This window comes from Gordonia asplenii (assembly GCF_012933505.1).
Taxonomy (GTDB): Bacteria; Actinomycetota; Actinomycetes; order Mycobacteriales; family Mycobacteriaceae; genus Gordonia; species Gordonia asplenii.
In genome coordinates this window covers 16,813-42,178 of record NZ_JABBNB010000013.1, presented here as the reverse complement: position 1 = coordinate 42,178, position 25,366 = coordinate 16,813, and the positions used below count along the sequence as shown (strand labels likewise).

At 65.8% G+C, this 25,366-nt stretch carries 23 protein-coding genes and 1 pseudogene; 17 read left to right on the top strand and 7 right to left on the bottom strand.

The features are described 5' to 3' along the window. Positions 1 to 5 precede the first annotated feature (5 nt). Together HH308_RS13845 and HH308_RS13840 are read right to left on the bottom strand one after the other, a co-directional pair. Complete coding sequence (locus tag HH308_RS13845; RefSeq protein ID WP_170194807.1) at positions 6 to 1,526, bottom strand: acyl-CoA synthetase; 1,521 nt, start codon at positions 1,524 to 1,526, stop codon at positions 6 to 8. Positions 1,527 to 1,531: 5 nt separating this feature from the next. Beyond that, positions 1,532 to 2,152: a TetR/AcrR family transcriptional regulator gene (locus HH308_RS13840; protein WP_170194806.1), complete on the bottom strand. Its 621-nt coding sequence runs from the start codon at positions 2,150 to 2,152 to the stop codon at positions 1,532 to 1,534. Between the two features lie 106 nt (positions 2,153 to 2,258). On the opposite strand from HH308_RS13840, the gene HH308_RS13835 reads away from it, so the two are divergent. Genes HH308_RS13835 through HH308_RS13820 form a run of 4 tightly spaced genes read left to right on the top strand, consistent with a single transcriptional unit; the run spans position 2,259 to position 6,874 of the window. Continuing rightward, a complete protein-coding gene (locus HH308_RS13835) occupies positions 2,259 to 4,004 on the top strand; it encodes an acyl-CoA dehydrogenase (protein WP_170194805.1) in 1,746 nt (581 codons plus the stop codon). A gap of 14 nt (positions 4,005 to 4,018) precedes the next feature. Further along, positions 4,019 to 4,780 carry an SDR family NAD(P)-dependent oxidoreductase gene (locus HH308_RS13830; RefSeq protein ID WP_170194804.1) on the top strand — a complete coding sequence of 254 codons (762 nt, stop codon included), beginning with the start codon at positions 4,019 to 4,021 and terminating at the stop codon, positions 4,778 to 4,780. Positions 4,781 to 4,832: 52 nt separating this feature from the next. Next, entirely contained in the window at positions 4,833 to 6,374 is a 1,542-nt protein-coding gene (locus HH308_RS13825) for an alkaline phosphatase family protein (protein ID WP_170194913.1), read from the top strand. A 32-nt stretch (positions 6,375 to 6,406) separates the two neighbouring features. Further along, entirely contained in the window at positions 6,407 to 6,874 is a 468-nt protein-coding gene (locus tag HH308_RS13820; RefSeq protein ID WP_170194803.1) for an SRPBCC family protein, read from the top strand. A 27-nt stretch (positions 6,875 to 6,901) separates the two neighbouring features. Here HH308_RS13820 and HH308_RS13815 read toward each other — a convergent pair whose 3' ends face one another. Next, positions 6,902 to 7,276 carry a hypothetical protein gene (locus HH308_RS13815; protein WP_170194802.1) on the bottom strand — a complete coding sequence of 125 codons (375 nt, stop codon included), beginning with the start codon at positions 7,274 to 7,276 and terminating at the stop codon, positions 6,902 to 6,904. A gap of 143 nt (positions 7,277 to 7,419) precedes the next feature. On the opposite strand from HH308_RS13815, the gene HH308_RS13810 reads away from it, so the two are divergent. Then, on the top strand, positions 7,420 to 8,577 hold the full coding sequence (locus tag HH308_RS13810; RefSeq protein WP_170194801.1) for an acyl-CoA dehydrogenase family protein: 1,158 nt from the start codon (positions 7,420 to 7,422) through the stop codon (positions 8,575 to 8,577). Here HH308_RS13810 and HH308_RS13805 read toward each other — a convergent pair. After that, positions 8,571 to 10,193 carry an AMP-binding protein gene (locus tag HH308_RS13805; protein WP_170194800.1) on the bottom strand — a complete coding sequence of 541 codons (1,623 nt, stop codon included), beginning with the start codon at positions 10,191 to 10,193 and terminating at the stop codon, positions 8,571 to 8,573. The two genes, HH308_RS13810 and HH308_RS13805, sit on opposite strands and share 7 nt — an antisense overlap. Before the next feature lie 191 nt (positions 10,194 to 10,384). Between HH308_RS13805 and HH308_RS13800 the strand changes: the two genes are divergently transcribed. The 5 genes from HH308_RS13800 (at position 10,385) to HH308_RS13780 (ending at position 15,736) form a co-directional block, all read left to right on the top strand. After that, entirely contained in the window at positions 10,385 to 11,491 is a 1,107-nt protein-coding gene (locus HH308_RS13800; RefSeq protein ID WP_170194799.1) for an NAD(P)-dependent alcohol dehydrogenase, read from the top strand. Between the two features lie 240 nt (positions 11,492 to 11,731). Continuing rightward, positions 11,732 to 12,859 carry a helix-turn-helix transcriptional regulator gene (locus tag HH308_RS13795; protein ID WP_170194798.1) on the top strand — a complete coding sequence of 376 codons (1,128 nt, stop codon included), beginning with the start codon at positions 11,732 to 11,734 and terminating at the stop codon, positions 12,857 to 12,859. Next, positions 12,856 to 13,917, top strand: coding sequence for a helix-turn-helix transcriptional regulator (locus HH308_RS30440; RefSeq protein WP_170194797.1), 1,062 nt, complete (start codon positions 12,856 to 12,858; stop codon positions 13,915 to 13,917). The genes HH308_RS13795 and HH308_RS30440 overlap by 4 nt, the downstream gene beginning before the upstream one ends. A gap of 109 nt (positions 13,918 to 14,026) precedes the next feature. Beyond that, positions 14,027 to 14,821, top strand: coding sequence for an enoyl-CoA hydratase-related protein (locus HH308_RS13785; RefSeq protein ID WP_170194796.1), 795 nt, complete (start codon positions 14,027 to 14,029; stop codon positions 14,819 to 14,821). A 12-nt stretch (positions 14,822 to 14,833) separates the two neighbouring features. Further along, on the top strand, positions 14,834 to 15,736 hold the full coding sequence (locus HH308_RS13780) for an SDR family oxidoreductase (protein ID WP_170194795.1): 903 nt from the start codon (positions 14,834 to 14,836) through the stop codon (positions 15,734 to 15,736). A 10-nt stretch (positions 15,737 to 15,746) separates the two neighbouring features. Here HH308_RS13780 and HH308_RS13775 read toward each other — a convergent pair whose 3' ends face one another. Then, complete coding sequence (locus tag HH308_RS13775; RefSeq protein WP_170194794.1) at positions 15,747 to 16,586, bottom strand: PaaX family transcriptional regulator; 840 nt, start codon at positions 16,584 to 16,586, stop codon at positions 15,747 to 15,749. A 168-nt stretch (positions 16,587 to 16,754) separates the two neighbouring features. On the opposite strand from HH308_RS13775, the gene HH308_RS13770 reads away from it, so the two are divergent. The 7 genes from HH308_RS13770 (at position 16,755) to HH308_RS13740 (ending at position 23,379) form a co-directional block, all read left to right on the top strand. After that, positions 16,755 to 17,948, top strand: coding sequence for a 2-hydroxyacyl-CoA dehydratase subunit D (locus tag HH308_RS13770; protein ID WP_170194793.1), 1,194 nt, complete (start codon positions 16,755 to 16,757; stop codon positions 17,946 to 17,948). Between the two features lie 29 nt (positions 17,949 to 17,977). Further along, the gene (locus HH308_RS13765) at positions 17,978 to 19,315 is read left to right on the top strand and encodes a 2-hydroxyacyl-CoA dehydratase subunit D (protein WP_170194792.1); all 1,338 of its coding nucleotides are present in this window, start codon (positions 17,978 to 17,980) and stop codon (positions 19,313 to 19,315) included. 27 nt (positions 19,316 to 19,342) lie between these two features. After that, positions 19,343 to 20,299, top strand: a complete 957-nt coding sequence (locus HH308_RS13760; protein ID WP_170194791.1) for an acyl-CoA dehydratase activase — start codon at positions 19,343 to 19,345, stop codon at positions 20,297 to 20,299. After that, entirely contained in the window at positions 20,296 to 21,090 is a 795-nt protein-coding gene (locus HH308_RS13755; protein WP_170194790.1) for an SDR family NAD(P)-dependent oxidoreductase, read from the top strand. The genes HH308_RS13760 and HH308_RS13755 overlap by 4 nt, the downstream gene beginning before the upstream one ends. A 50-nt stretch (positions 21,091 to 21,140) precedes the next feature. After that, positions 21,141 to 21,677: a winged helix-turn-helix transcriptional regulator gene (locus HH308_RS13750; RefSeq protein ID WP_170194789.1), complete on the top strand. Its 537-nt coding sequence runs from the start codon at positions 21,141 to 21,143 to the stop codon at positions 21,675 to 21,677. Between the two features lie 68 nt (positions 21,678 to 21,745). Further along, entirely contained in the window at positions 21,746 to 22,270 is a 525-nt protein-coding gene (locus tag HH308_RS13745; RefSeq protein ID WP_170194788.1) for an SRPBCC family protein, read from the top strand. Continuing rightward, positions 22,270 to 23,379: an LLM class flavin-dependent oxidoreductase gene (locus tag HH308_RS13740; RefSeq protein WP_170194787.1), complete on the top strand. Its 1,110-nt coding sequence runs from the start codon at positions 22,270 to 22,272 to the stop codon at positions 23,377 to 23,379. Before HH308_RS13745 ends, HH308_RS13740 begins: the two co-directional genes overlap by 1 nt. On the opposite strand, the gene HH308_RS29795 is transcribed toward HH308_RS13740, so the two are convergent. Both HH308_RS29795 and HH308_RS29790 read right to left on the bottom strand, forming a co-directional pair. Beyond that, entirely contained in the window at positions 23,339 to 24,352 is a 1,014-nt protein-coding gene (locus tag HH308_RS29795) for an Rv3169 family protein (RefSeq protein ID WP_246284603.1), read from the bottom strand. The two genes, HH308_RS13740 and HH308_RS29795, sit on opposite strands and share 41 nt — an antisense overlap. Further along, positions 24,338 to 25,366: pseudogene (locus tag HH308_RS29790) on the bottom strand (phosphotransferase family protein); the annotation flags it as partial. The gene HH308_RS29795 and the pseudogene HH308_RS29790, both read right to left, overlap by 15 nt.

Here is a 25,366-nt window from a genome sequence, read left to right as displayed (position 1 = left end):
ATTTTTCAGGCCTCCCGCAATTCCCGCTTGAGCAGTTTGCCGCTCTGATTACGCGGCAGCTCATCGACGAACAATACCCGCTTGGGCACCTTGAACGGCGCGATGCGTTCTTTGACGAAATCGATCAGCTCCGCTTCGTCGGTCTGCCGTCCGTCCTTGCACACGACGACGGCGGTGATCGCCTCGATCCACTTCTCGTCCGGGGTGCCGATCACCGCGACCTCGGCGACCGCCGGATGCAGATAGACCGCGTCCTCCACCTCGCGCGATGCCACCAGCACGCCTCCGGTGTTGATCACGTCCTTGATCCGGTCGACGACGGTGATGTAGCCCTGTTCGTCCTGCGTCACCAGGTCACCGGAATGGAACCAGCCGCCCGCGAACGCCTCTTCTGTCGCCTCCGGCTTATCCCAGTAGCCGCTGCACAATTGCGGTGAGCGATAACAGATTTCGCCTGACTCGCCGTGTGGCGCCTCGTTGCCGTCGGCGTCGACGACGCGCGTCTCGACGAACAGCACCGGACGTCCGCACGACGCCGGTCGCTCGTCGTGCTCCTCGGGCCGCAGGATGGTCGCCAACGGCCCGATCTCGCTCTGCCCGAAGCAGTTGTAAAACCCGATGTCGGGATAGCGCTCGCGCAGGCGGTTGAGCACGGTCACCGGCATGATCGACGCCCCGTATTGCGCCTTGCGCAACGACGACAGATCTTTGACCTCCAGGTCGGGGTGATTGGCCAATGGCACCCATACCGTCGGGGCGAGGAACAACGATCCGATGCGTTCGCGTTCGACGAGGTCGAGGATCGCGGGGATGTCCGGTTTCTCCAGCAGGCGGATCGTGGCGCCGATCGCGAGGTACGGCAGCATGAACACGTGCATCCCGGCCGAATGGTAGAGCGGCATCGCGATGAGCGGCCGATCCTCGGCGGTGAAGTCGAGGCCGACGAGGGTGGAGATGTACTCGTGAATGAGCGCGCCGTGAGTCATCATGGCGCCCTTGGGTTTCGACGTCGTGCCCGAGGTGTAGAGCAGCTGCGCCAGGGCGTCGGACGACACCGCGACATCGACGACGGGCAGCTCCGACGACGTATTCGACGCGATCTCGACGACGCTTCCGGGTTCGTCGCGCAACGCGATCACCCGGCTGATCCCCACGGCCTCGACCACCTCGTCGAGCGTCGGCCGCAGCGCCGGGTCGACCAGGACGATCGACGCCCCCGACTGTTCGAGGAGATAGCTCAGCTCGCCGGCGCGCAGCGCGTAATTGATGGGCACGTGCACCAGGCCGGCGCGAATCGTCGCCAGAAATCCGATCACATAGGCGTCGGAGTTGACACCGAAAGCGGCGACGCGGGCTCCCGCGTCGAGTTCGAGCGAGCGCAGTGCCGCGGCGACCCTGGTCACCGCATCGTCGAGCCCCTGATACGTCCACGAACGCGAATCGAACTGCACGGCAACGATATCGGGAGTACGAGCAGCAGACCGGCGGACAAGGGCGTCGATGGTGTTCGAGCGGGCGTCAAGCACGCCTCTTACGGTAGCCGCGCCTGCACCAGACTCGCAGCCAGATTCGCATAGACCTCGCCGACCGCGTCGGGTTCGCGGTACCCGCGGGCCGGGAACCACCGACAGACGTCGACGCACAGCGACATGATCGCCAACACCGCGTCGTCGGCCGTCGCGACGCCGAACTCGCCTGCGTCGATCCCGCCGGAGACGAGATCGGCGACCACGGCGGTGGTCTCCTCGCGGATGGCCGCCAGCTCGTGGAAGTGTTCCCGCGACAGCGACCGCATCTCGTACTGCACCACCCTGGCGAGTCGGCTCTCCCGCGCCTGCCAGCTCGCGAACCCCGCGACGACGGCCCGCAGTCGCGAGGTCCAGGTGGCGCCCGGCTCCGCGGCCGCGGCGGCGCCGGCCGCACGCATATGGTCGAGGACCTGCCGATGCCCCTCGGAGGCGATCGCGAACAGCAGCTCCTCTTTCGACCGGTAGTGCGGATACATGGCGGTCGCCGACATCCCGAGCTGCCCGGTGATCGCCCGGGTGGACGTGCCGGCGTAACCCGACTCGGCGAATGCCTCGATGGCCGCGCGGCGAATGCGGGCGGCCGCGGCGGTCTCGGGAGATCTGTCGCTTGACGTGTTGACCATCACCAGGCATTGTAAGCAAGTGCTCATAAAATTAGCGAGCGCTTAGGCAACTTCAACCGACTTCGACACAACTTCGACACAACTTCGACGCAAAGGATCTCCCCCGATGGCCGCTCCCCTGTCCCGCCGCGACATCGACTTCCTGCTCTACGAATGGCTCGACGTCCCCGCGCTCACCGAGCGCGAGCGCTTCGCCGATCACTCGCGCGAGACGTTCGACGGCATCATGGACGTCGCGCAGGACATGGCGGTCAAACTCTTTGCGCCACACAACAAGAAGGGTGACCAGAATCAGCCCTACGTCGGCGACGACGGCAAGGTGGTGTTGATCGACGAGGTCAAACCCGCACTCGACGAGTTCGCCAAGGCCGGGCTGATCTCCTGCGGATTCGACGAGTCACTCGGCGGCATCGCATTGCCGATGGTCGTCACCCGCGCCGCGATGGCGTGGTTCCAGGCCGCCAACCCGGGCTCGTCGTCGTATCCGTTTCTCACCGTCGGCAACGCGAATCTCATTGCCGCACACGGCACGCAGGAGCAGATCGACACGTGGGTCAAGCCGATGCTGGAGGGCCGCTACTTCGGCACGATGTGTCTGTCGGAGCCCGACGTCGGATCGTCACTGGCCGACATCACGACCAAGGCGATCCCCGCGGGCGATGGCACCTACTCGGTGTCGGGCACCAAGATGTGGATCTCCGGCGGCGATCACGAGCTGACCGAGAACATCGTCCACCTGGTCCTAGCCAAGGCACCTGGCGGCGGCCCCGGCGTCAAGGGCATCTCCCTGTTCATCGTGCCCAAGATGCTCGACGGTGAACGCAACGGCGTTTCGCTGGTGGGACTCAACCACAAGATGGGCAACCGCGGCACCACCAACACCCTTCTCGAATTCGACGGTGCCACCGGCTATCTCGTCGGCGAGGAACATCTCGGGCTGTCGTACATGTTCCACATGATGAACGAGGCACGCATCGGCGTCGGGTTCCTCGCGACGTCGATCGGCTACGCCGGTTACCTCGCCTCGCTCGAATACGCCAAGGTACGCACCCAAGGGCGCAACCCGGCGTCGAAGGATCCCGCGAGCGCACCGATCCCGATCATCGAGCATGCCGATGTCAAGCGAATGTTGTTGGCACAGAAGGCATATGTGGAGGGCGCACTGGCGCTCGGACTCTACAGTTCCAAACTGGTCGACGAAGAGCAGACCGCAGGCGCCGACGCCGCGAAGCGAGCGCACATCCTCCTCGAGGTGCTCACGCCCATCGCCAAGGCGTGGCCGTCGCAATGGTGCCTGGAAGCCAACAGCCTCGCCATCCAGGTGCACGGCGGCTACGGCTACACCACCGAGTTCGACGTCGAGCAGTACTACCGCGACAACCGCCTCAACCCGATTCACGAGGGCACCAACGGAATTCAGGGCCTCGACCTGCTCGGCCGCAAGGTCGTCATGAACGGCGGCGAGGGCCTTGCGGTACTGGCCGAGACCATCGGCGCGACCATCGAGTCCGCACGCGCGGCCGGCGGTGCGGCCGCCGACTACGCCGAGCAGTTGGCCGGCGCCCTCGGGCGTCTGCAGGCGACCACCGCCACGTTGTGGAAGGGACTCGATCCTGCTGTCGCACTTGCCAATTCCGCCGCCTACCTCGAAGCCGCGGGGCACGTCGTGATCGCGTGGATCTGGTTGGAGCAGTTGCTCGCGGTCGGCGACAACGTCGGCGACTTCTACGACGGCAAGCGTGCCGCGGCTCGCTACTTCTATCGTTTCGAACTGCCCAAGACCGGACCGCAATTCGATCTTTTGGACAGCCTCGACCGGACTACGCTCGACACCGATCCCGCGTGGCTTTAACTAAGGAGATAACCATGTCAGTACTGGACCTGTTCTCAGTCGAGGACAAAGTCGTCGTCGTCACCGGCGCGTCGTCGGGCCTCGGCGTCGCGTTCGCCACCGGGTTCGCCGAAGCGGGAGCCGACGTCGTGCTCGCCGCGCGCCGTGTCGAGCGCCTCGCCGAGACCGCCGCCGCCGTCGAAGCGGCCGGCCGGACCCCGCTGCCGGTGGCCACCGACGTCACCGACCCGGCACAGTGTCAGGCCGCGATCGACGCCGCGATGGAGAAGTTCGGTCGAGTGGACATATTGATCAACAACGCGGGTATCGGCACCGCCGTGCCGGCGACCCGGGAGACACCCGATGAGTTCCGCGGCGTCATCGACCTGAACCTGAACGGGTCGTACTGGATGGCTCAGTGCTGCGCGCGGGTCATGCAACCGGGCAGCGCGATCATCAACATCGCGTCGATCCTGGGCATCACGACCGCGGGTCTGCCGCAGGCCGCGTACGCCGCGAGCAAAGCGGGCGTCATCGGTATGACCCGCGACCTGGCTCAGCAGTGGACCACCCGTAAAGGCATCCGCGTCAACGCGATCGCTCCGGGCTTCTTCAAGTCAGAGATGACCGACAGCTATCAGCCGGGCTACATCGAGAGCCAGTCGGCGCGGCTGGTCGCCGGCCGGATGGGCGATCCGGCCGAACTGGCCGCGACCGCCATCTGGCTCGCTTCGCCCGCGGGTGGCTACGTCACCGGCCAGACGATCGTCGTCGACGGCGGCGTGACCATCACGTAGCGGGTACCCGCAAGGGTCGGCAAAGTGGTCTGCGACGTGGTATCAACTCATGGTGTCGTCAAGCCCCTTCGCCGGCCTTTCGCGCCGGGACTTCTTCGCCAAGGTCGCCGCAGCCGGCGGCACCGCGTTCCTCGCCTCCTGGGCCGACCCGATCATCTCCCGCGCCTACGCCGCCGATCCGGCCGGCACCGGCTCGCTCAACGACATCGAGCACTTCGTCTTCCTCATGCAGGAGAACCGCTCGTTCGACCACTACTTCGGCACCCTGTCCGGTGTGCGCGGATTCGACGACCCGTCGGCGGCCTGGAAGCAGAAGGGCTGGGCGCCCGGCGTCGGACCGACCAGTACCGGGCATACGGTTCCGTTCCGACTGGACACCACCCGTGGCCCGTCTCTCGACGGCGAGTGCATCAACGACCCCGACCATTCGTGGGGCGGCATGCATCACGCGTGGGCCGGCGGCAAGAACAACGGCTGGCTGCCGATGTCGATCAAGTCGGTCGGGCCGGCCAACGGCCCCGCGTTGATGGGCTATTACACGCGCAAAGACATTCCGGTGCACTACGACATCGCCGACGCGTTCACCATCTTGGACAACTACCACTGCTCGGTACTCGGCCCCACCGACCCCAACCGCCTCTATTGGATGAGCGCCCACCTCGACCCGGAGGGCACCCACGGCGGTCCGCTGCTTGAAACTCCAACGCTCATACCGAGATTCACCTACTCGTGGCGCACCATGCCGGAGAATCTGCGCGACGCCGGGATCAGCTGGAAGATCTACAACAACCGCGACGTCGGGCCGCTGTCCTCGGTGTTGCTCGACGGCATGATGGGTTGTTTCAAGCAGGCTGCGGACCCGAATTCCCAACTGCACCGGCGTGGCATCGACCCCACCTATCCCACCGACTTCCGCGACGACGTGCGCAACAACAAGCTGCCGAAGGTGTCCTGGGTGATTCCCGCACTCATCGAATGCGAGCACCCGGCGCTGCCCGCGGCGCTGGGTGCCGTCGGACTTGTGCAGATCCTCGACATCCTCACCTCCAACCCGGCGGTGTGGGAGAAGACCGCCCTGATCATCAGCTACGACGAGAACGGCGGCTTCTTCGATCACGTGACCCCGCCGACGGCCCCGCCGGGCACACCGGGCGAATATGTGACCGTCCGCGACATCAACCGGGTGTCGTCGTCGGATGGCATCCGCGGACCGATCGGACTCGGCTATCGCGTTCCGGGACTGGTGATTTCGCCGTACAGCCGCGGCGGTCTGGTGGATTCGACCATCTTCGACCACACCTCCCAGCTGCAATTGCTGGAGACCCGGTTCGGCGTCGAAGTGCCGAATCTGACGAAGTGGCGACGGTCGGTGACCGGCGACATGACCAGTACCTTCGACTTCGCGCGCAAGCCCAATTCTCGACGCCCGCATATTCACGACACCAAGTCCAAGGTCGACGCCGCGCTCGCACAGTGCGGACCCAACGTCGCAGCGGGGTACATGAACAGAGGAGCGCCGTTCCCGGTGCCGCCGAACGCGATGCCCAGCCAAGAGCCGGGCAGTCGACGCCGTCCGAGCGGCGTCGTGGCCTAGTGTCTCGTGCGCGGGGCACTAGGCTGTCGGTCATGCCTCGCTCTGTCGTGCTCGCCCGGTCAACCATCGTGACTCGCCCACCCGCGGAGGTGTTCACGCCGACGCTGGTGTTGCCCCTGCCCGCCCTGTTCTCGACCTGGTTCGGTCCGATCCCGCCGATCCGGGAAGTCGTCGACCAAACCGGCGACTGGCAGTCCGCGGGCCAGACCCGCACCATCAAACTGTCCGGCGGCGGCCAGATGACCGAACAATTGACCGAGGTCAGCGAGCCGACTCGGTTCCGCTACCAGCTGAGCTCGATTCACGGGCCGATGGCGCCGCTGGTGTCGACGGTCGACGGCGAGTGGCGTTTCGAACCGTCACCGGCAGGCACCACCGTGACCTGGCAGTGGCAGATCCACGCGCGGACGTCGGCGTCGGGGCTGATGCTTCCGGTGTTCGGGAAACTGTGGAACGGGTACGCGGACCGGGCGCTCGCCCGGCTGGGCCGACTGCTCTAGCCGCGCGCTGACCTCGCCCGTTCGTGGCTACCGAGCGAACCGTGCCGCGATCGCCTGCCCCGCCGACTCGATCATGCCGATCGGTGACAGTGCTACCTCGGCGAGCGCCACGAGCTTCTCCGCACGAGCGACGATGCTCTCCATCTGCGCGAGCATGGTGTCGATCCGTTCGGCCATGCCGTCGACGCGGTCCATCGTCGTCGACAGCCGCGTCAGCGAATTGCCGAAATCCGCGAGTGAGGTGTCGAGATTGGTGATCGTCGAATCCATGCCGCCCATGACCTCACCCATGTCGACGAGGATGTTCTGAATCTGCTCGACGGTCATGTCGGCGTTCATCGCGGCTTGGGCGAGCTTGCGAAGGCGTTGGCGATCCGGCGGGCGTGGGCCTCGGTCTGACATGGGTCGATTATCGCTCACCCGCACGCACCGCACGAACCCGTGCCGTCAGGCAGGGGTCTCTTCCTCTCAATTCGCGTTGACCATTACCTTTGGTCTTACCATATTATGGTTAGGTATCTTTCGCGTCCGACCAAGGGAGCCCCGTGATCTCATTCGACTTCTCCGCCGAGCAACAGCAGTTCGCCGACGTCCTCGCCGACTTCAGCACCCAGGAGCTGCTTCCCCACTACACGCGGCGGGCGGCGAGCACCGACTTCCCGTACGACGCGTTCAAGAAGCTGGCCGAACTCGGCGTGCTCGGGATCGGCTTGCCGGAGCGCTTCGGCGGCACCGGCGCCGAAGATCCCGTATTGCTCGGATTGGCAACCGAGGTGCTCGCCCGCGGTGATGTCAACCTGGCGTCGGCGCCGATCCAGGTGGGACTCGTCGGCTCGCAGATCGCCGCGGGCAGCGAGGAAGTGCAGGAACGCTACCTTCCGCCGTTGATCGCCGGCGAGGAGACGCTGGCCATCGCGTTGACCGAGCCCGGCTCCGGATCCGACGCGGGCGCGCTGCGCACCACCGCCACGGCGGTCGACGACGGCTGGATCGTCTCCGGCGAGAAGACCGCGATCAGCTGGGCCATGAACGCCTCGGCCACGCTGGTCTATGCGCGCACTCCCGGCACGACCCGCTCGACCGGCGTCAGCTGCTTCGTCGTCCCGATGGACGCCGACGGCGTGAGCCGACACCATATGCTCGGCATGGGGTGCCTGCCGATCGGTTGGGGCTCAATCCATTTCGACGATGTCTTCATTCCACGCACGCATCTTATCGGCGCGGAGGGACGCGGTTTCGCATCGGTGCTGAACCACTTCGACTTCAGCCGGGCCGCCATCGGCCTGATGTGTCTGGGCGCCGCTCGCCAGAGCCTCGACGAGGCCGTCGGCTATTCGCTACAACGCGAGACCTTCGGTAGGCCGATCTCGGACTACCAGGGCGTGTCGTTCGGGATCGCCGAGCAGGCCACCTATGTCGAGGCGGCTCGGCTGCTCTGCTACAAGGCATTGTGGGCGCGCGAGGTCGAGCGGCCGCACACCGCACTGGCGTCGATGAGCAAGTGGTGGCCGCCGCAGGTCGCACGACAGGCGATCGAGGTTGCCATGCGGGTGCACGGCAACCTCGGGTACTCCGCGGACTTTCCGCATCAGGCTCGGTATCGCGACGTGATGGCGTACCTGGTCGCCGCCGACGGCAGCGCCGAGATTCAGAAGAAGATCATCTCCGGCGACATCTACCGTCGGGGCGACGTCGGCTACTGAGTCACGCCGCCGGTGACCGCCTCGGGCACCAGGTCACCGGCGACGATGGTGTCGCGGACTTTGAATTTCTGAATCTTGCCCGACGGCGTCATCGGAAAGTCGTCGGTGAAGAACCATGAGGTCGGCACCTTGTGCGCCGAAATGCGTTCGCGGCACCACTCTTTCAGCTCGAACGGGTCGGGATTCGCACCGGCCGGCCGGATCACGGCCGCGATCTCCTCGCCCCAGTACTCGTGCGGCACACCGACGACGATGACGTCTCCGATCGCCGGATGGGTGAACAACAACTCCTCGATCTCGCGCGGATAGATGTTCATTCCACCGCGGATGATCATCTCCTTCAGGCGTCCGGTGATCTTCAGGAAACCACGTTCGTCCATGGTCGCGAGATCACCCATGTGCAGCCATCCGTCGGCGTCGATGGTGTGCGCGGTCTCCTCCGGCATGTTGTAGTAGCCGAGCATGTTCTGATAACCGCGGCAACAGATCTCCCCCTGCTCACCGAGTCCGACGACCGCTGCCGTCACGGGATCGACAAGGCGCACTTCGAGTTCCGGCAGCGGCCTGCCCACCGTCGACGCCTGATCCTCGGGACGGTCGGCGATCCTGGTCTGGCTGATCACGCCGTGCATCTCCGTCTGCCCGAACAGAATCGAGAAGTCGCAGTCCCACTCGTGGGTGACGCGGCGGACCAGCTCCTCCGGGACGGCGGCCGCACCCGACAGCACCGTCTGCATGCTCGACAGGTCGCGGGTCGCGGCGTCGGGATGATCGAGCAGTGCGAGCAACATCGTCGGAACCAGCAGACCGTGTGTGCCGCGGTAGGTTTCGTAGGCTTCGAGTACCGACGCCGGATCGAATCCGGGGAGCACGACGTAGGTGCCACGAGCGGCGAAGGTACCGAGTTCGGTCACCGCGCCGCCGCCGATGTGATACATCGGCATGGCATTGATGCAGACTCCGCCGTCGGGCATGCCCGCTCGTTCGAAGACGAAGGTCGCCTCGTTCACGATCCCCTTGTGGTGCAGCAGCGCGCCCTTGGGGAATCCCGTTGTGCCGGAGGTGTATTGAATCTGCACCGGATCGGTTGGTGCGACGTCGGGCAGAGCCGTCCGCGCGGCGCCGTCGGCGAACGCCGACCACCGGTCGTCGGGCACCGCCGACCGCACACTCGGCACCGCCGCCGTCGCCGTGGCGACGATGGCGGCCAAGTCTGCGCCCCGGTACTCGCGGCAGTAGAAGATCCCCGACGCTTCCGACTGGCGCAGCACGTATTCCAACTCGTCGGTCCGGTAGGCCGGATTGGCCGCGACGACCACCATGCCGGCCATGGCGATCGCTTGCTGCAGGATGATCCAGTCAGCGCTGTTGGGTGCGAAGATTCCGATCCGATCGCCCGGGCTGAAGTCGGCCAGCAGCGCGTGTGCATATCGCTCGATGTCGGCGACGAGTTCCCGGTAGGTCCACTGTCTCCTGCTTCCCGGGTCGGTGACCGCGTCGACCAACGCGATCCGATCCGGCTGTGCCGCAGCCGCTTCGCGCATCAACTGCGGCAGCGTGATGTCTCGAACTCCGGTGCTCGCCACGGCGGGCCACGACGATTCGGTGAGTGTCATGTGATCGGCTCCTTCTGCTGTGCTTAGGACATCACTCTAGTTCGGTACCTCGTTTAGGTCTAACCATAAATTTGGTTGCATAATTTGCACAGCTGCCTGATGCTGATACCCGCGGCCCGGTTCACCGGCCGCCACTCGGCTCGGACGACGCCCGCTCCGGTCGAACCGTCGGATGAATCCCAGGAGACACGATGAAGTCAACCGCAGCTCTGCTCACCGCCACCGGAAGTGAGTTCACCCTCGCCGAGATCGACATCGACGGCCCGGCGGCTGGCGAGGTCCTCGTCCAGATCGCCGCGGCCGGCCTCTGTCACACCGACCTCGCCGCGCGCGACGGCGTCCTACCGATCGCGTTTCCCGGCGTCGTGGGCCACGAGGGAGCAGGCACCGTCATCGCCGTCGGCGACGGTGTCACCAAGGTCGCGCCAGGCGATCGAGTCAGCCTCACCTTCAACAGTTGTGGCACCTGCGCCACCTGCACGTCGGGCCGGCAGTCGTACTGCGAGAACTTCCTCGCCCTCAATTACGGCGGCGTTCGCGCCGACGGCAGTCGGCCGCTCTCCGGCGCCGACGGCCCGGTCAGCGGAATGTTCTTCGGCCAGTCCTCTTTCGCGACAGTCGCTTTGGCCAATGAACGCAACACCGTGAAGGTCGACTCCGACATCCCCTTCGAACTCCTCGCGCCGCTGGGGTGCGGGATACAGACCGGCGTCGGCGCGGTCACCCGCTCACTCGCGGCCGAGAAGGGGTCGACGATCGCGATCGTCGGCGGCGGATCGGTCGGGCTCTCCGCGGTCATGGGTGCCGTGCTGCAGGAGTGCGCGGAGATCATCGTCGTCGAGTTGACGCAGGCGCGGCGCGAACTCGCCCTCGAACTCGGCGCCACCCATGCCCTCGATCCGCGCGACGGCGATGTCGCAGAACGCATTCGACAGATCGTGCCCGGCGGTGTGAACTACGTCGTCGACACCACCGGCATCCCGTCGGTGATCGAAGGACTGATTCCCGCCGTCGCGGTGCGCGCGGTGATCGGCCTGATCGGCGTACCCTCCGATCCGACCGCAGCCGTCGGCTACAACATCATCGCCGGTTTGACACGGGGCCTGACCATCACCGGCATCATCGAAGGTGACAGCGTGCCGGACGACTTCATCCCCGAGCTCGTCGAGCACTACCGCGCGGGCCGGTTGCCCCTGGACAAGTTGGTCAAGACCTATCCGTTCACCGCGATCAACACCGCTGTCGCCGACCAGCATGACGGGTTGACCGTCAAGCCGGTACTGACCTTCGAGGGCTGATACGACCGCAATACCCCACTCTTGGTTGAGCCTGGACTCACCGACGGTTGGGCCCCTCCGCTGGTTGAGCCGTGAGGAGCGTTAGCGACGAGCGAGTCGAAACCATGGCGACACATCCGATTGGGTGAGTTCGGTGGTTTCGACTCGGCTGCGCCTCGCTCAACCAATGGGAAGGGCCTGGCGAAACTATCAGCCTAGCTGTATGGTCTGATCATTGATCCAAGACTTGGGAGCGGGTTCATGCCACAGTCGATCACGACCGCCCAGATCGCGCACAGCTCTTCACGCACCCGACGCGAACTCGACGAGGTGGCCGATCTCCTCGGTATCCCGCAAGTACCGGCGGAAAGTGTCGATGCCGCGCTCGCCGCGGCCCGCCGGCGTGCCGAACAAGAAGTGTCACGCCCGACGCTGTCCGACGACCGCCGCCTTGCCGCGTGCCGCGCCCTCTACCGGGTACACCAGCTCCAGACGCAACGGCTGCGCGACGACGCCACCAGCGCCATCCGGTCAGTGGGCGAAGTCCGGCACACCGTCGATGACCTGCTGCAATCGACCACCTCCGATCTCATCACCGAGATCCCCGCGCGAGTCTGCCGGGGCCTGTCGTTCGGACGGGCGATGCTGTCCTCGGTTCACGCCGCCGTGTGGCTGCCCAAACATCTGCACTTCGAATCCGACGACGGCCCGGATAACACCGCATTCCGTTCCTACGTCACCGGTGCCCAGATCTCGCTCGCCGACGCGCCCCTGGAATCTTCCGTCGTCCGCACCCGCACACCGTCGATGACTTCGCAGCCCGACAGTGATCGACGGACGTTCAAGGAGATCGTCGCGGTCGCTCACACGGTGGGCTACGTCGTCGCCCCGATCGTGTCGCAGGGACGCGTGATCGCCATCCTGCACGTCGACCGTCCGACGGACCGGCAGATCTCAGCAACCGACCTTAGTCTGGTCGCCGCGCTCAGCGAGTGCCTGTCGAGCGTATTCGAGCGAGCGATCCTCGCCGACCGACTGGCACGCAGTTCGACCCGAGTCGATGAGATGTTCGGGGACATCACCGCCGAACTCACCGCGCTCGACGACGTCGCCGGCCCGCGCGCGACGTCGCCGATCGTCGCGCCGGTATCCGCTGCGCGCCCGGACATCTCCGCCGACGTGCTGACGTCGCGCGAGCGAGAGGTATTGGGGCACATAGCAATCGGCGCGACCAATGCGCAGATCGCGCGCTCCCTGGTGATCTCCGAGGAAACCGTGAAGTCGCACGTCAAACAGATCACGAGAAAACTCGGGACGTCCACTCGGTCTGCCGCTGTCGCCCGGTTCGTGCAGATCGGCGGTCGGCTCAGCGCGAAGGCGCCCGCGTGAGACTCGCCGGCGCGGCTCGCCTCACGGTGACTCTCGCCGAGCTCGACGGCGAGTTGCGACGCGCGCTGGGCATCTCGGGCGCCCACGCCGAGACGTCGACCGACGACGTCGTATCCGATGCCGAGGAATCCGTTCGCATCGCACTGGAACGTGGCGCTGCCGGGAATGCGTTGAGCGCCGAAGACGTGGCACTGGTGTCACGGTCACTGCACATCCAGTTGAGCCTGCGACAGTTCATCGCCGACCGGGGCCGTCAACGCATCGACTCACTGGCGGCGTCGATTCGACGATTGACCACCCACCCGCATCGACACAGCCTTCCCGCGCAATTGTGCTCCGAACTCGTCGACGCGGCCGGTTTCGCCGCGGTCGCGCACTCGGTCGTCGACGGCACACAGTGGATTGTGACCGCGTGCGCCGGCTCGGCCGGCCCGCTCCCGGCAGCCTCGACGGCACCTGTGACGTATCCGCCGGGCGACGTCGAAAAGTGCTGCACCGGAAGCGATCCGGATGTCCGACTCGTCGACGGAACATCGGCGACGCCGATGATCGGTCGGCTGCTGGGCACGACCGCGTACGTCGCCGCACCGGTACGCACCGATCGTCGAATCGCCGGGATGATCTACGCGGCACCGGCGCCGCAGTTGCCGGTAACCGCCGACGACGCCGAACTACTGGCGCTGTATGCGAGTGCGGTCGCGGCCGTGGCCGAACGCGGATCGTCGGCCGACCGGATCCATCGCCACCACGAGATCCTCGCCGACCGGGTCGCCGCGCTGGTGGCCGACGCCGGGCGGATCGCCACGGCCGAACTCACCATCGACGCGGTCCCCGATGCCGACGATCGCCCGACGCCGGCGAATCAGGCGATCGAGCGCTTGCTGACCGGGCGGGAGATCGACGTGATGCGCCTGATCGCACTCGGCGCGTCGAACGCGGAGATCGCCGACCGACTGGCGATCAGCGTGGAGACCGTCAAATCGCACGTGAAGAAGATCCTGCGCAAGGTCGGCGCGGTCAATCGATCCGAAGCGATCTCGCTGTTCCTCGACAGCTGAGGCCCTTGCCCATCCCCGGCAATAAAGGTACGGTATTGCAAATGGTCAGTCCTAATGACCACAACGAGACTTTTCCCCGCACCACCCGATGAGAGGACACCGACGTCTGATGAGCGAATTCACCGACATCACCTACGAGGTCGACAACGGACTGGCTTGGATCACCATCAACCGGCCGGAACGCTACAACGCCTTCCGCGCACAGACCGTGGACGAACTCGTGTCGGCCTTCAAGCGTGCGTGGGCCAGCAGCGACGTCGGCGTCATCGCGCTGACCGGCGCGGGCGACAAGGCCTTCTGCGCCGGCGGCGATCAGAAGCAGCGCGCGGAGACCGGCGACTATGGCCCGTCGAACAGCGGACTCTTCGAGGTCGAGGCTCTGCACCGCGTCATCCGCGACGCCCCGAAGCCCGTCATCGCCGCCGTCAACGGTCTGGCCATCGGCGGCGGACATGTTCTGCACGTCTTGTGCGACTTGACGATTGCCGCCGACACCGCGCAGTTCGGCCAGAACGGACCACGGGTCGGATCCTTCGACGCCGGCCTGGGCTCGGGCTATCTGGCTCGTGTCGTCGGCGAGAAGCGCGCCCGCGAGATCTGGTTCATGCTGCGTCGACTGTCCGCCGAAGAAGCCCTCGACTGGGGCCTGGTGAACCGCGTGGTGCCCGCCGCTGACCTGAAAGCCGAAGTCCGCGCCTGGGCCGACCAGATGCTCGACTTCTCCCCCACCGCGCTGAAAGTCCTCAAACAGTCGATGAACACCGACACCGAGCACTTCGTCAGCATCGGCACCATGGCCTATTCCACTCTGGCGATGTTCGGTGAGACCCCGGAGGCACAGGAGGGAATCAACGCCTTCAACGAGAAGCGCAAGCCCGACTTCACGCCCTACCGGGGCAAATAGGTGACGCGGGCGATGCCGGAGGCAACCAGTCCGTTCACTCCATCGGTGCTCGACGGTAAGCGCATCCTGATCACCGGCGGCGGTACCGGCCTCGGCCGCGGCGTCGCCCGCCACCTGGCCGACCACGGTGCCGAGGTACATCTGTGGGGCCGACGCGAGCCGGTGCTGGCCGAAGCTGCCGCAGAGGCGTCGGCCAACCGCCCCGGCTCGGTGTTCTTCCACACCGTCGACGTCCGCGACTACGACAGCGTCGACGACACCATGGGACGCATCTGGTCCGATCACGGTCCGCTGACCGGAGTGGTGAACAACGCCGCGGCGAACTTCATCGCTCAGACGAAAGATCTGAGCCCACGCGCCTTTTCGGCGATCACGAGCACCGTGATGAACGGCTCGTTTCACACCACGCACGCCGCGGGCAGACGCTGGATCGCCGACGGCCTGCCCGGCAGCGTGCTCTCCACGCTGACCACGTGGGTGTGGACCGGGTCGGCTTTCGTGGTGCCCTCGGCGATGGCCAAGGCCGCGGTGCATTCGATGACCATGTCCTTGGCGGTCGAGTGGGCCAAGTACCGAATCCGCCTCAATGCCCTTGCGCCCGGACCGATTCCGACCGACTACGCCTGGGAGATGCTCAACCCCACCGACAAGAGTTCGGTCGGCGCCACGCAGGCCGATCAGATTCCGGCCGGCCGCACCGGCACCATCGCCGAACTCGCCAACCTGACGATGTTCCTGCTCTCCGACGCCTGCGACTACCTGACCGGGCAGACCATCGCGATGGACGGCGCCCAAATGCTCGCCGGCCCGGGAACTTTCGCTGGCCTGACGTCGCTCGGCGACGCCGACTGGCAGCAGATCAAGGACTCGGCGAAAGCTGCGACGGCGTCGAGCAAGGCGCAGCGCACGACGTGAGACGGGCCGCTCAGCCCGCGGCGATCTCCCGCCACCGCTGGTGCGCCGCCGGTGTCCACTCGGCGCGCAGCGCGGTCAGGCGCTTCGCGTAGCGCAGGCCGGGCCAGTCCGGCAGCAATACCTCGGGTAGTCGCGGATCGATATATGCCATGTGCCGCAAGGCGTCTGCCAACTGCAGGTGCGCGACGAGCTGATCGTCGACACCCTCGAAACGACGACCGTCGTAACGCTTGCAGAGTTCGTCATAGGCCTGTTCGGCCGCGGCGAGATCCCAGGAGCGGGCGACGAGGTCAGCTTCGGAGATGCCCGGGACCGAAAGTCCACCGACAAAGGCAACCGCGTACCGCTCCAGCCCGAGTGACTCGATCGTCTTGTGCACCTCCGCTGCCCGATTGACGTGCGGGGTGACCCACAGCCCGGGCGCGGGGTTCCCGAGTCCCGCCCACTGCAGCGCCGCATACAGTCGCTTGCGTGTCGAGCGAAGCGACTCGGGAATGGGCACGTTGACCACCAACCATCGCCCATCCCAGCGCGTGATGTCGACATCGGTGGAGAAGACCCGACTGTCGCCTTCGGTGAACAACCGGTGCGCCTTGTCGGTGAGCCGCCACCGCGTCTCCCGTCCGTCGCGCTCGGCGTCGATCAAGCCGGCGGCACCGGTACGGGCGATCGCCTGCCGAGCGGCGTGCTCGGAGAACCCCAGCGCCTTCAACACGTAGACCAGCGCCGCGGTGCGCACCGGTTGATCTCCGCACGGCTCCACCAGGTCACCGAGTGCGGTGATCAGGGCCGATCGTGCCGAACCCGACGACAGCGGGTCTTTGGCAGCGCCGTTCGGGTTGTCAGCCATGGCTCTCATCCTCACCTATCCGCACCGCACGGCGCCAACCGACCTGCCGTGCACCATTCATTTGACACTTCTAGCAATATTCTCTCCCATATCGTATTATCAACACCGAGCCACCGCGTCGCGACGACGTCCCGCGGGAGCCGCCGACCACAGTCGAGGAGCTTTCACATGAGCGAGCTGAACCCCACCATCCTGTCGACCCTGCGCGCTGCGGCCGACGACCCCGCCGGCTACGCGGCGACCTGGAAGGCGACGCATTCCGCTGCCGTAATCGGTTGTTTCCCAATGAATTTCCCCGGCGAGCTCGCACACGCCGCGGGCGCGCTACCGGTGGTCATTCAGGAGAGCCAGACTCCGATCACCGAAGGCCGCAGCTTGCTCGCGGAGTTCTACTGCGGGTACACCCGCAGCGTGGCCGACCAAGCCGCCGTCGGCGAACTGGACGTCTTCGACGCGTTCGTGACCGCCGATCATTGCGTTCAACTACTCGGCGCGGTCGACGTCATACGTTGGGCCCACCCGTCGGCGCCGGTGCACTTCGCCCAGTTCACCAGTTCGATGGACGATCCATGGACCAAGCCGCGCGTGCACGGCCGCATCGACGAACTCGCCGCCGAGATCGAGAAGACCACCGCGACGCCGATCACCTCAAGCGCGCTGACCGCGAGCATCGCGGCCTTCAACGCCGATCGCCGACTATTGCGCGAGCTCTACGATCTGCGCCGCTCCGGACGCGTACGCATCACACCCACCCAGATGCAGACCCTGGTGAAGTCGTCGATGGTGATGGACGTCGCCGAGCACACAAGACTTCTGAAAGAGCTTCTGGCCGAGCTGAATCCGCCCGTTGAAGCGTCCGACGATCTGATCCGGCTGCACCTGTCCGGGCATTTCTGCCACGCGCCGAAGCCGGCAGTGCTCGACACCATCGAAGAGGCCGGCGCCCTCGTCGTCGACGACGACCTCTACACCGGGTACCGCTACATCTCGACCGACGTCGCCGAGAGCGGTGATCCCTTCGATGCCCTCGCACAGTGGTACCTCGATCGCAACCTCACCGAACCCTGCCCGACCAGAATCACCGTCGAGGTCGACTGGGACACGCATTTGATCGACTCGTTGCGCGCCAGCGGATCACAGGGCGTCGTGGTGCTGATGGCCAAATTCTGCGAACCGCACATGCTCTACTATCCCGAACTCCGCAAAGCGCTTGACGCCCAAGGCATTCCGCTCCTGCTCATCGAGACCGAACACGAAGGCAATCCCGCCGAGGCCCTGCGAACGCGGATCGAGACCTTCGTCGAACGCATTCGCCGCAAGCCGACGTCGAACGCTCCCGCACTCGCGGCCGCCGAAGCCTGAAAACCTCTTCAGCCCCAAAGGAGTTCGCCATGACAACCGCGCAGCCCACGAACAAGCCCAACCGATTGTCCTCGACCAGGGTCGGCGGCACGATGGTCGCCGACTATTGGGAGAACATCATCACCGCCAAGGAACGCGGCAAGCATGTCGTCTGGTACAACGGCGCCGCGATGAATCCACTGTTCCAGGCCGCGGGCCTGGAATGGTGCCACGGCGAGGCGTTCGCCGCGCGGCTCGCCGCACAGCATCTCGAAGAACCCGCCCAGGCGGCCGGTGCCGAGTACGGCTACATCGGCGAACTCTGCTCGTACGCGCGGACTCACTTGGGATGCGCGGTCCTCACTCATCAGTCGGCGACCGCGAAGGAGACCGGTATCGTCGGCATGCACGACCAGCAAGAATTAGCCGCCAAACTGCCCAGCCCCGACTTCTTCGTCAACGGGTACGCCGGGTGCAGCACCGGTCAGCAGTGGGACGCGATGACCTACCGTGTCTTCGACCGGAAGCTGCCACTGTTCAACGTGTCGATGCCGATGCTGTGGGGCAACAAGCCCGACGCCGGGTACATGCGTGGCGAGGAGTGGACCGAGGTGAGCAGATACGTCGAAGGTCAACTGCGCGAACTCATCTCCTTCCTCGAATACCAGACCGGGCAACCGTTCGACTGGGACAAACTCAGCGAAAGCATGTCCTACATCAAGAAGGCCGCCGAGCTTCGACTCGAGGGCATGCAGCTGTGCCGCCAGGCTCCCACGCCTGCCACCTACTGGGACTGGGTCGCCAGCATCGCACCCATCAACTTCCTGCCCGGCAACCAGGCGCTCGTCGACTACTTCGCCGGAGTGAAAGACGAAATCTCCCAACGCATCACCGACGGATGCAGCGCCCTGGCGAACGAACGCTACCGCGTCTACTTCGACGGCATCATGAACTGGAACAAGCTCGGATTCCTCACCCGCAAGTTCGCCGAGTACGACGTCGCGGTGGTCGCCGGCCGCTACACCCACGAGTCCTTCTGGCAGGAGCCACAACTCATCGACGTCGACAATCCATTGCTCGGGATGGCGCAGCATTATCTGTTGTGCCCGCTCAACCACGGGTTGAAGAATCTCCAAGAACTGCTGCTGCGTCGGCTCGACGAATACTCGATCGACGGCATCGCCTTTCACTCCACCCGCACGTGCCGAGCGATGACCAATCCGCAGACGATGCTGGCCCGGACCGCCGAGCGGGAGCGCGGCGTCAAATCGTTCGTCTTCGAAGGCGACGTCGCCGATGCGTCGTTCTACAACGACGAACTCTTCGACAGCCGACTGGCGGCGATGCTCGAGGCCATCGACGTCCAACGCATGAAAACTCTTGTATAGCAAGATATTCCGCAGCGGAACGAGGACATGACGATGAACGAGTGGTTCGTGTTGGGCGTCGACCTGGGCTCGACCACGGCCAAGGCCGCCGTCGTCGATTCCGGCGGCGCGCTCGCCGGATCGTCGGTGGTGCAGATGGGTGCGGTCAGCCGGGAAGCGGTCGGCCGCGCCATCGACGCCGCACTCGCCACCGCCGGAGTGGCGCGCTCGGCGATCCGGCGCACGATCAGCACCGGCTATGGTCGCAAACTGGTACCCGGCGTAGACCGCAGCTTCACCGAGATCACCTGCCATGCCCGCGGCGCCGCGGCCATGCGACCCGGCGTGCGCCTGGTGATCGACATCGGCGGGCAGGACAGCAAGGCGATCCTCGTCGACGACGACGGTCTGGTCGACCGGTTCGCCATGAACGACCGCTGCGCCAGCGGGACCGGGCGATTCTTCGACGTCCTCGCCCGTGCCCTCGAAGTCGACGTCGCCGACGTCGGCGCCCTGGCCCTACGCGGGACCGACACGCTCGAAGTCAGCAGCATGTGCGCGACGTTCGCCGAGACCGAGGTGATTTCGATGCTCGCCCAGGGCCAGGACAAGGCTGATATCGCGGCGTCGGTACACAAGGCCGTCGCGGCACGAACACTCGGCCTCGTCGCACAGGTGGGCAAAGCCACCCCGACCGTCATGACCGGTGGTGTCGCAAAGAATCCCGCTGCGCTGGAACATATTTCGCGCCTACTGCGCCAGCCCGTCGAACAGCTCGACGAGCCGCAGATCGCCGGTGCCTACGGCGCCGGCCTGCTGGCACGCGATGACGTCGCCGGTAGCGCGGGTCTGCCGCATGTCGCCGACGCGGCGACGGCCGATGATTTCGCCCGGCACAAGTCCGCGGGCGTGCCACACTGCGCCGCCTGCGACGGAAACCTCGACCACGCCCATGGAGCTTCCGGTGAACCGGTGCCCCTCGACCTGCAAAGGAACATTCGATGACCGACACCTCGGCGATTCACCTCCCCACGCTGACCGACGCGACCGTGTGTATCACCGGCGGCACCAGCGGCGTCGGGCTGCAGGTGGCACGACAGCTCGTCGCGGCCGGGACGCAGCGCATCGCGTTGATCGGGCGCAACACCGAACGCGGCGAGCGGGCCGCGGAGGAGATCCGGTCACTCGCACCGGGGATCTGGGCGCTGTTCGTCTCTGCCGACGCCAACGATCCGGACGACGCCGCACGCGTGATCACCGAGGTGACGTCGTCGCTCGGCGCCGTCGACATTCTGATCAACTCCACCGCGGCCGCATACACCCCGAGGCTCCTGCACGATACGAACCCCGCCGACCTCCCGGGCATGCTGATGCAACAGGCTCTCGGACCGATGAACATGAGTCGTGCCGCTCTTCCCGGCATGCGGGAGCGACGCGGCGGCGTGATCATCAACGTCGCCTCCGATGCGGCGAAGCACCCGACACCCGGCGAGACGGTGATCGGTGCCGCGATGGCCGCGATCGTGATGTTCTCCCGAACGCTCGCCATGGAAGCAAAGCGTGACGGTGTCCGCGTCAACGCGGTCACGCCGTCGCTGATCGCGAATACCGGATCATTCGAACGAGTGATGGGAGATCCGTTCAGCGCCAAGCTCTTCGCCAAGGCGACCAAGCAGGCGGCGCTCGGCGTGGCCGAGCCGGAAGACCTGGCCGAACTGATCCTGTTCCTGGCGAGTCCGGCAGCTCGCCGGATCACCGGCCAGGTGGTGAGCCCGAACGGGGGCATTTCGGCCTAGGCGGGCCGCTTTACCTGCTGAGTCCAGAGATGAGACGATAATCTGGATCTATGCGTCGAACCTCTTTCGATAATTGGCCCTGTTCGGTGGCGCGCACCATGGACGTGCTCGGCGACTCGTGGACGGTCCTCGTACTCCGCGAAGTCTTCTACGGTTTCACGCGGTTCGACGACATTCGCCGCGAACTGGGCATCGCCCGCAACACACTCTCGGATCGATTGGCACGTCTGGTCGAGGCGGACGTTCTCCGCCGACGTGAATACCAGAGCGAACCCCGCCGATTCGAGTACGTGCTCACCCCGAAGGGTGCGGACCTGTGGTCGGTGCTGTTGGTGATCACCCGGTGGGGTGATGAGTGGCTGGCCGACGAGTCCGGGCCGCCGGTGACGCTGCGGCACACCGCCTGCGGGCACGACACGCGCGTCGCGGTGGTCTGCGAGCACTGCGGCGAACCGGTACCGATCGAAGAATCCCACGTGCGGATGGGCCCCGGCTACCCCGAACACCTGCGTCGGCGACCCGACATCGTTGCGCGGTTCGCCGTCGGCGACTCGCGTGGCGCACCGAGCGACGATACCGAGAACTGACCGTTGACCAGCTTAGTCTAGTTATGCAACCATCTCATGGACAGCAACGTGAGAAGGATGGTGCCGGCATGGAATGGACTGGCGTGCGATACGCGGACGGTCCTCGGGTCGAGGTGACGACCGAGGTTGCGGCCTCACCCGAGGTGGTGTGGCCGATCATCACCGACGTCACGCTGATGCCGCAGATGAGTGAGGAACTGCTGACCGTCGAGTGGTCGGATCCGACGCGCCGGCCGACAGTCGGATCGTCCTTCGTGGGCACCAGCAGACATCCCGCACTCGGCAAATGGTCGACCACATCGTATGTGGTGGAATACGATTCGCCGCGACGGTTCACGTGGGCGGTGTCCGATCCGCAGGATCCGTCGTCGTCGTGGGGTTTTGTACTGGCCGACGACGATTCGCTCGTCGAGGGCGGCACCCGCCTGATGCAGTGGATGACCATGGGTCCGGCGCCGTCGGGGCTCTCGCTGGCCATCGACGCGATGCCGGACAAAGAGCAGAAGATCGTGTTCGTACGGATGCGGGAGTTCGAGGCCGGTATGACACGGACGCTTGCCGACATCAAGCAGCGAGCGGAGGGTGCGGCGTGATGCGTAGCGCGACAACCGTGGAGGTCTCCGGTTCACGCTCGGAGACGATCGATTTCGTGCTCGAAGCCGAACGCCTGGGACTGGACGTGTGCTGGGTCGCCGAGGCGTGGGGTTCGGATGCACCGTCGGTGCTGGGGTATCTCGCGGCACGCACCGACCGAATGTCGTTGGGATCGGGCATCATCCAGATCGGTACTCGGACCCCGGTGGCCATCGCACAGGCAGCGCTCACCCTTGCCGACCTCAGCGACGGACGTTTCCTGTTGGGGCTGGGCGCTTCTGGGCCACAGGTCATCTCCGGTCTGCACGGCCTGCCGTTCGACCGTCCGCTGCGACGGATGCAGGAGAACATCGATGTGATCCGGCAGGTGTTCGCGGGCGAGAAGGTGAACTACCACGGCGACATCATCACCATCCCCGCCGACGATTCCACCCGGCCGATGCGACTGTCGATGGCGCCCAACGACGGGATTCCCATCTACCTCGCGGCACTGTCACCGAAGATGCTCCAACTCACCGGCGCCGTCGCCGACGGTTGGCTGGGCACGAGTTTCGTCCCCGAGGGATCGAGCGCCTACTTCGAGCATCTCGACGCCGGTCTCGCATCGGCCGGACGCACGCGTGCCGACCTCGACGTCTGCCAAGGCGCGGAGATCGCGATCTTCGACGACGAGGACGCGATGACCCGCCACATCGCCGGCCGCAAGGCCGAACTCGCGTTCAGTCTCGGCGGCATGGGTTCCGCGTCGACCAATTTCTACAACGCCGCCTACTCGCGCCAGGGATGGGCGGAGGTCGCCGGCCAGGTACGGACACGGTGGCAGGCCGGCGATCGTCGCGGCGCCGCGGAACTCATCACCGACGACATGGTGCTCGCCACCACGCTCATCGGTACGCGCGAGATCGTCGCGCGCCGCCTGCGAGTGTGGCGCGACGCCGGCGTCGACACGGTCCGCATGTATCCCGCGGGCGAGACCACGACGCAGAAACTGGACAACCTCGCCCACGGTCTGGAACTACTCGGGGAAATCAACGCCGAGGCGACCGCGGGACTCGGTGATCCCATCGTCAGATCGTCGGGCGATACGTGTACGACGCGCTACGAGTGAACGCGAACTCGAAGATGCCCGATCCCGCCAGGCCGTCGAGATCGAAGGTGCACAACCGATCGGTCAACGCCGAGTCGAGGGTCCGCGGGTTCACCGAACCGTCGAGCGGGTAGCGGTCCGCCTCGACGTGGTCGGCGCCGCGGGAAATGCCATGGTGCCCACCGTAACCCGCGCCGGCCATGAATCCGCCGCCCGCGGTCGCATCGGCATGTACGAGGTACTCCCGACCGACGGCGGTGACGACCAGCACGTCGCCGTCGATCAGGTCGAGGTTGGCGTCGGCATGCAATGCGTGACGCACGTCGACGACGGCGTCGACCTCACCGCTCTCGTGCATCACCGCTCCCTCCAACAGGATTCGCTCCCCGGTGCGGGTCTCGACGAGCAGCAGACCTATCGAAAAGGCGGGGAACTGCGCCTGGAACCAGATGTGCAGGCCCTGGCCGCCGGACATGGTGCGCACACCACGCGAACGGTCCCGTTGCCCCCACCATCCGTCGACGCTGCGGGTAACCCCATCGACGGTCAGCGTTCCCGCGTAGCGTCCGGATTGAAAGAGATGATCGAACGACGTCTCCTGCCCGGTCGCATTACCGACGGCCACCCGCCCCCACCACGGTGGAGTGCGGGCATGCCAGGTCACATCGAGCTCGACGCCGATGGCGTTGTCCGACAAGCGAAGTTCCCAGATGGTATTCGGCTCGGTCACAGCGAAACGGAACGGTCCGCCGCCGTCGACGGTCTCGCCGAGCGTGGTCGCGAACCTCAGATTTCGCTGTTCGGTTCCGTCGGACAGCACGACGAATCCGTCGGCGGTGTCCTTCGGCGGGTAGATCCCGAAGCCGAGCAGCACCGACGGTGTCACGGCATCGGTCGGGTGCAGGTTGAAGACGAATCGATCGAAGAAGCCGGCCGGCAGATCCGGTGTGGTGGGCTCGACCAGGCGGTCATGGAATGTCTTGTCGCAGTCCAGTCCTGCCGCGCGCCGCGCCTGCGCCAGGAAGGACTCGACCAGCGCCGGATCCGCGTAATACGGATCACCGATGCCGTCGACCAGGCGCCGCCGCGAGTACTCGTAGAGCACCGCGAGCTTCCACAGCGCAAATGTGGTGTACCAGTTCAGGTTTGACAGGTCACGTCCGGTCTTGCGTCGATAGCGGTCAGCCAGCTCGGCGCGGGTCGGATATCCCTCTTCGAGCATCGCCGCACTCAGCTCCGCCGTAGGATTGAGCGACCGGCCAGGCTCGGGAACGGTGGCCAGGAAGTACCCGACGTCGAGCAGTGGATCACCGATCGTCGCCAACTCCCAGTCCAGCACCGCGGCCACTCGACCCGGAACGTCGGGCGCCAGCACGACGTTTCCGATCCGGAAGTCGCAATGAATCAGTGCCGCACCGGATTCGGCCGGCGTGTTCGCGCCGAGCCACGCGTCGACGTCGGCGAAGTGCTCGGGGACGACGCCGTCGGCGTCGGCGATCAATCGCCGCATTCGGGACAGGTGACGCGCGTTGAACCCCTCGGGGCGGCCGAGGTCCCCCAGACCGATGGCTCGCCAGTCCACCCGATGAAGCGCGGCGAGGGTGTCGATGAGGTTGTCCCCCAAAATTCTTCGCTGTTGGACGGTGTCCAGTGGCGACGGCGTCGTCGTAGTCACGACGGGCCCGTGGGCAAAGCTCATGACGTAGAAGGGGACGTCGAGCACCTGTCCCGCAGCCGCCGTCGCGAGGACCGTGGGCACCGGAACGTCGGTGTCGCGCAACGCCGTAAGCAGCCGCGCCTCGCGCAACATGTCGTTCGCGCCGGGCGGGATGGGCGGCGGCGGAGGTCGACGCACCACGACGTGCGAGGTGCCGTCGCTGATCAAGAAGGTCAGGTTCGAGTGCCCGTCGCCGATCGGTTTCGACGTGAGCGGTCCCGACACGATGCCGCGGTCGGTGAGAAAGCGTTGCAGCGCAGCCAATGTGTCCGGCGTCCAGTCCCAACTCAT